Genomic DNA, 5,998 nt, shown 5'->3' with positions numbered 1-5,998 from the left:
GCGGCCGTAAGGAATCAGCTGAAGCCAAGCGGGCCGCTCGATTTCGATAAAGTCGATCAGGATGCTCCGGAGACCTGCATGGGGACCTGCAGCGCTAGAAGCGCGTTCACCCCGAATTGTAACGGCAAGAAGGCCATCAGGCTGCACTTCGATCCAAGACAGATCGAGGCATGTTCGATAGATGGCAGATGAGGCTACTGAGCCCAGTGATAGGGAATGCACTCCACCAGGCGTCAACTGGTTACGTTTGACGACTTCAAGAAGCTCAATACAGCCGAAGGCGATCCCAGGAGACAGAGGTTGCACCACTAACCTCCGAGGGCCGCAAGCAGTGCTCGAACGTCGCCCTCGTCGAGCCCACCAGCTCCATAACCCACGCCCCGGAGACAGGGTGGAAATTGACGGCGATGCCTTCCTCATTCAGGGCGAGCCCGTCCGTGATCGGGAACGGCTGGTCTGGACCGTGGATCTGAGGCCCGCGTGAAACTGAAACTCACCATCGATCCCGACATCGTCGCCCTGATGGCGGCCGAGGTCGCAGCGGGGGAACGCGCTGTTGCCGCCGCGATGAACGAGGCCGGGACCGGCCTGAAATCCGCCTGGCGCGGCCAGATCACCGGCGCGGGGCTGGGCACACGCTTGGCCAACTCGATCCGCTCCGCCAGCTTCCCAAAATCTGGCGAAAGCCTGAACGCGGCGGCGCTAGTCTGGTCGAATGCCCCGGTGATCATCGGGGCGCATGATACCGGCCCGCTGATCCGGTCGAAGAACGGGTTTTGGCTCGCGATCCCCACGCCAGCGGCGGGCAAATCGACGCGCGGCGGCCGGATCACGCCCGGCGAATGGGAACGCCGCACCGGGTTGCGCCTTCGGTTCGTCTATCGCCGAAGGGGGCCAAGCCTGCTGGTGGCCGAGGGACGGCTGAACACAAAGGGCCGTGCTGTGGCGTCAAAGTCGAAAACCGGCCGGGGCGTCGTCACCGCGCCGATCTTCCTGCTGGTGCCGCAGGTCAAGTTGCCGAAGCGGCTGGATTTGGCACGGGACGCCGAACGGGCGGCGGACGGTGTGCCGGGGCTGATCGTGACGAACTGGGCGGAGGCGTTCTCTCGGCGAACGTAGCCAGCGTTCTCGTTGCAGAAATGGTCAATGCTCGATAGTTTCAGAGTATTCCTATGGATACGGTGCTCTTTTGCTACTTGCATGTGACGAGGCGGGCCACACTGGCCCTGATTTGTTGGCCAAAGACCAGCGGTACTTCGCGTTCGCGTCGGTATCAATAACAGATGAAGATGCCTGGGCACTGATCGCCGAGGCACGAAAAGCGTACCCTGTTCAGATGCCTGAATTGAAGGCATCCAAGCTCATGGGAAGCAATCAAGGTAGAAGGCTTGTCTCCCACATTGTCCAAGGGATCGAGGGCAAATTCGCCATCAACGCTCACGACAAGCTACTCGCCTTATGCGGTTGGGTGTTTGAGTATATTTTTGAACCTGTTTATCAAGACAATCCACGCATCTTCTATCAGAAGGATTTCCACCGGTTTATTGCAATGTTTTGCTACCTGTGGTTTTCAGATGAAAACTCAGAGGCAGCAAAGGCCTTGGCGCAGTTCCAAGCATACATGCGAAGTAAGGATATAAAACAGGCACCCATACTCTTTGACTTTTCTGGCGAGCAAACAGTCCCCCAGCCTCATCCGTTTGAGCTCATCCGGCGTTTCGCGACGGGTCACAAAGAAACCATCGCCAAAGATAATGCAACAATTGAGCAGCTTACGTCTGACAGAGGTGTCTGGACACTCGACCTTTCGGCTTCTGGTTTGTGGAGCCATTTAAACCATTGGGGGAAAATGAAGCAGCCACTTTCTGTGCTTTGCGACGACAGCAAGCCGCTTCGTGCCATTGCCGCCGATCTGGCCGGAGTCGGGCTCGAAGCTGCAATCGATCGCGCCAAGGCACTGTTCGGACATCACGAGCTTGGTTGGGAGTTCGAAAAGCCACTGGAATTTGTTGACTCACGCGCGCACCCGTCAGTTCAGATTGCAGATATTCTGGCCAGCACAACTGTACACTGCTTTTCGAACGGCCTTCCTGATGGAATGGAGGCCACTGGAGAAATACTCGATGCTGGGATGCTTAAAGATTCGATCTTTCCTGACTTCGATAGAGTGGACTTAGGAAAAAAAGAAGCCATGGTGCAGTATGCTGTTCTGTACGAACTCGCTGCTACTGCGGAAGGTCGCGGAACTGGCGCGCCAATCGAAGTCTACTACGAATTGGCAGAGCAGGGCGTTGCATCAGGCGACCTCTCTTTCAGATAAACATCTCCGACTCTCGAGATTGGCTAATTTGGCCCAAATGCAATGTCCACGCCCCGCGAAACCATCCTCGCCGCGCTGCACGCGCGGCTTTCGGCGTTGCCCGCCACCGCCCTGCGCGGCGACGTGCTGCCAGAGCGCGTGCCAACCGCAGGCCTCCTGATCCTGCGCGACGGCGAACCGGGGGAGCCCGAGGTGACGCTTTCGCCGCTGCGCTATCACTACCAGCACAGAGCGGAGATCGAGGCCGTCGTGCAGGGTGCCACCCGTGATGCCGCTTTCGACACGCTCTGCGCCAGTGTCGGCGCGGCGATTGCCGCCGACCGCACGCTGGGCGGCCTCTGCGACTGGGTCGAGGCGGAAGCGCCGCGTCCGGTTGACCTGCCCGTGGAGGGTGCTGCCAGCCTGAAGGGGGCGGTCATCCCCGTAATCCTGCACTATTCCACGGCCGACGCACTCGGCTGACCCCAATCACGATAGGAGGACACGATGGCACGAGCCCATGGGGCGCGGGCGCAGATGGCGCTTGCGTTCGAAACCGTCTATGGCACCGCGCCCGCCACGGGCTATCGCACGGTGCCCTTCGCCAGCACCACGCTCGGCTCCGAACAGCCTCTGATCGCCTCGGAACTGCTGGGCCAGGGGCGCGATCCGCTGGCCCCGATCAAGGACGCGGTCACTGCAGACGGCGATGTCGTGGTGCCGATCGACGTCGAGAACCTTGGGCTGTGGCTGAAGGCGGCCTTCGGTGCGCCGGTCACCTCCGGCACAACGCCCAAGACCCATACCTTCCAGTCTGGAAACTGGACGCTGCCAAGCATGGCCATTGAGACGGCCATGCCCGAGGTGCCGCGCTATGCCATGTACACCGGTTGCGTCTGCGACCAGCTGTCGTGGCAGATGGCGCGGTCGGGGCTTCTGACCGCTACGGCACGGCTGGTGGCGCAAGGCGAAAGCGTCGCGGCGGCCACGGCCGCTGGCACGCCCACCTCGCTGGCGCTGCAGCGGTTCGGGCATTTCAACGGGGTGATCACGCGGAACGGCTCGCCGCTCGGCAACGTCATCTCCGCCGAGGTGACCTATTCCAATGGCCTCGACCGGATCGAGACTATCCGCTCGGACGGCCGCATCGAAGGGGCTGACCCCGGCATGGCCGCGCTGACCGGCCGGGTGGAGGTGCGCTTTGCCGACAGCACGCTGATCACGCAGGCCATCGACGGCACGCCTTGCGAACTGGTCTTCGCCTGGAGCCTCGGCGCCAACGCCAGCTTCACCTTCACTGCCCATGCCGTCTATCTGCCACGCCCACGCATCGAAATCCCGGGCCCGCAGGGCATCCAGGCCACCTTCGACTGGCAGGCCGCCAAGGCCGCCAGCCCCGCCCGCATGTGCACCGCCGTCCTCGTCAACACCGTTTTGAGCTATTGATCATGATCAGACTGAACCTGACTGCCACGCCTGCCTGGCTGACCCTCGCGCCCGGTCTGCGCTTGCGGGTCGCGCCGCTGACCACCGCCCTGATGGTTTCGGCCCGGGCCGATCCGGCCATCGAAGCCCTGCCAGACACGGCGTCCCAGGAGGAACTGGCGCTCGCCATGGCCAAGGCCGTCGCCCGGCGCGCGGTGCTGGATTGGGAGGGGGTAGGTGATGACGCGGGTGAAGCTGTCCCTGTTTCGCCCGAAGGCGTCGACGCCCTTCTGGAAATCTGGCCGGTCTTCGAAGCCTTCCAGACCCAATACGTCGCCAAGGGTCTGATCCTGGACGCAGAAAAAAACGTCTCCGCGCCCTTGCCGAATGGTCCTTCGGTGGGGGCGACCGCTACTGCGCGGCCTGCACAGGGCGTTGCCCAGACTGCCCCGCAAGACTGAACCAGCCAAAGACGGAAGATGGCTGGCAGGTCTGGGATCTGGTCGGCCGCCTTGGCGGGCAACTGCGCTTGATCCCCGGCGCGGTGCTGGGCTGGGACATGGGCGCGGCGCTGGCGATGGCCCAGGCGCTCGGGATCGACCTGCTGATCGCCGCCGAACTGCTGCCAGAGATCGAGGCGGTGATGGTGCGCAAGCTCAACGAACAGATCGGAGAGGGACATGGCTGAGATCCAGGCGCTGAAGCATCTGCAGCATGCACGCGGCAAGACCGTCATCTTCGTCGGCGTGCTGGAAAAGGTCACCGACGATTTCGGGACGGTCACCTGGCAGCCGCAGATGGAAGGCAGCAAGGCCGGGCGGGAATTGCCCGGCATCGTGGACCAGGTGGTGTCGATGCAACTGTTCGCGCGGGACGCCGAAGGTGGCTGGATCCTGGACGAGACCGCCACCGAACGTCGCCTCGTCTGCAAATCCGGCAACCCATGGGGCCTTCCAGCCAAGGACCGCTCCGGACGTCTGGACATGACCGAACCGCCCGACCTTGGCGCACTGCTCGCCCGCATCGATGGCCGCACCAACACCCATCCCGCCTTTTCCTCCTGATCCTGAAAGGACACATGTCATGAGCTACGATCTGAATGACGCCCAGCCGCAGATGGCCCCCATCGGCGAACTGATCCCCGACGGCACCTTTGCCAAAGTGCGCCTGACCATTCGCCCCGGCGGCGTGAACGGCGCGACCCCAGCGGATGCGGGGCTTCTGAAGGCATCGCAATCCAGCGATGCGCGCATGCTCGATTGCGAATTCACCGTGGTCGATGGCCCCCATGCCCGCCGCAAGTTCTGGCAGAGTTTCACCGTGGCGGGTGGCAAGCTGGACGAGAAAGGGCAGTCCATCGGCTGGAAGATCTCGAAATCCACCTTTCGCGCCATCGTCGCGATTGCCTGCGCCAGATCCAGTATGACTTTCTCGCAGTGCCAAAAGACGACGGTCAGGAGTTTGCCCCGAAAACCCTGCGCATCTTCGAGGCGGGGCACCGGGGCGAGGACATCGTCGCTGGCTGGCTGCGCATTGCTGGGTTCGATCTGCGCACATCACGCGCCGATGGGCGGCAGTTCGGGTTCGCCGCACTTGGCGGCCGGTTCAAGGGCCACATCGATGGCTGCCTTGTCTCCGGCCCGGTTGCCATGGACTATCCCGCCCTCTGGGAAAACAAGGCACTTGGGGCATCAAGCTGGAAAGACGTGGTCAAGCGGGGCGTCAGCATTGCCCGCCCGGTCTATGCCGCCCAACTGGCGCTCTATCAGGCCTATCTTGATCTGCCGAAGCCCGCGCTGTTCACGGCGCTGAACCGCGACACGATGGAGCTGCACGCCGAACTTGTGCCGTTCGATGCGCGCCTTGCACAGGACATGTCGGACCGCGCCGTCGCGGTGGTGCGGGCGTCCGAAGCTGGCCAATGGCTGCCGCGCATGGCAGCCGACCCCACAGCAGTTGTGTGCCGGGGTGGCATGTCGGCGGGCAAATGGCATGCGCCCTGCGCTTGGGCGGGCAAGTGCTGGGGGAATAATCATGAGTGACTTCACCCCTTCGAACGCTCAGGCCACGGCCATCGCCGAAGTTCGCGATTGGTTCGAAACCCGCACCGACCAGCAGCAGGTGTTCCGCCTCTTCGGCTATGCCGGATCGGGCAAGAGCACGGTTCTGAAGTTTGCCCTGGACGACCTCATCCAGCACGATCAGCTTGGCATCGGCGGCGTCGCTCTGCGGGTTCAGGGCAAAGCGGGGGTGTTTCATGGCCGAGAGCGCCTG

General features: G+C 62.6%; 9 protein-coding genes and 1 pseudogene. 9 read left to right on the top strand and 1 reads right to left on the bottom strand.

Features of this window, described 5'->3' with window-relative positions; genetic code table 11:
• On the bottom strand, positions 1–306 hold a 306-nt coding region (locus RMO18_RS18840), incomplete at its 3' end, for a hypothetical protein (protein ID WP_309668013.1).
• Between the two features lie 174 nt (positions 307–480).
• Between RMO18_RS18840 and RMO18_RS18835 the strand changes: the two genes are divergently transcribed.
• From RMO18_RS18835 to RMO18_RS18795, 9 genes and pseudogenes are all read left to right on the top strand, one after another.
• Entirely contained in the window at positions 481–1,119 is a 639-nt protein-coding gene (locus RMO18_RS18835) for a DUF6441 family protein (protein WP_309668012.1), read from the top strand.
• Positions 1,120–1,189: 70 nt separating this feature from the next.
• Positions 1,190–2,320, top strand: coding sequence for a DUF3800 domain-containing protein (locus RMO18_RS18830; RefSeq protein ID WP_309668010.1), 1,131 nt, complete (start codon positions 1,190–1,192; stop codon positions 2,318–2,320).
• A gap of 42 nt (positions 2,321–2,362) precedes the next feature.
• The gene (locus RMO18_RS18825) at positions 2,363–2,782 is read left to right on the top strand and encodes an acyl-CoA transferase (protein WP_309668008.1); all 420 of its coding nucleotides are present in this window, start codon (positions 2,363–2,365) and stop codon (positions 2,780–2,782) included.
• 24 nt (positions 2,783–2,806) lie between these two features.
• Positions 2,807–3,745 (top strand): phage tail tube protein, encoded by a 939-nt coding sequence (locus RMO18_RS18820; RefSeq protein WP_309668006.1) that lies wholly within the window; start codon positions 2,807–2,809, stop codon positions 3,743–3,745.
• 2 nt (positions 3,746–3,747) lie between these two features.
• Positions 3,748–4,185: a hypothetical protein gene (locus tag RMO18_RS18815; RefSeq protein ID WP_309668005.1), complete on the top strand. Its 438-nt coding sequence runs from the start codon at positions 3,748–3,750 to the stop codon at positions 4,183–4,185.
• A 68-nt stretch (positions 4,186–4,253) separates the two neighbouring features.
• Positions 4,254–4,412 (top strand): hypothetical protein, encoded by a 159-nt coding sequence (locus RMO18_RS18810; protein WP_309668004.1) that lies wholly within the window; start codon positions 4,254–4,256, stop codon positions 4,410–4,412.
• Positions 4,405–4,788 carry an AAA family ATPase gene (locus RMO18_RS18805; protein WP_309668002.1) on the top strand — a complete coding sequence of 128 codons (384 nt, stop codon included), beginning with the start codon at positions 4,405–4,407 and terminating at the stop codon, positions 4,786–4,788. The genes RMO18_RS18810 and RMO18_RS18805 overlap by 8 nt, the downstream gene beginning before the upstream one ends.
• 372 nt (positions 4,789–5,160) lie before the next feature.
• Entirely contained in the window at positions 5,161–5,766 is a 606-nt protein-coding gene (locus RMO18_RS18800; RefSeq protein WP_309668001.1) for a hypothetical protein, read from the top strand.
• Positions 5,759–5,998: pseudogene (locus RMO18_RS18795) on the top strand (hypothetical protein); the annotation flags it as partial. The gene RMO18_RS18800 and the pseudogene RMO18_RS18795, both read left to right, overlap by 8 nt.

The sequence above is a fragment of the Tabrizicola sp. genome (genome assembly GCF_031377265.1).
GTDB lineage: Bacteria > Pseudomonadota > Alphaproteobacteria > Rhodobacterales > Rhodobacteraceae > JAUYQR01.
This window is presented reverse-complemented; position numbering and strand designations above follow the sequence as displayed.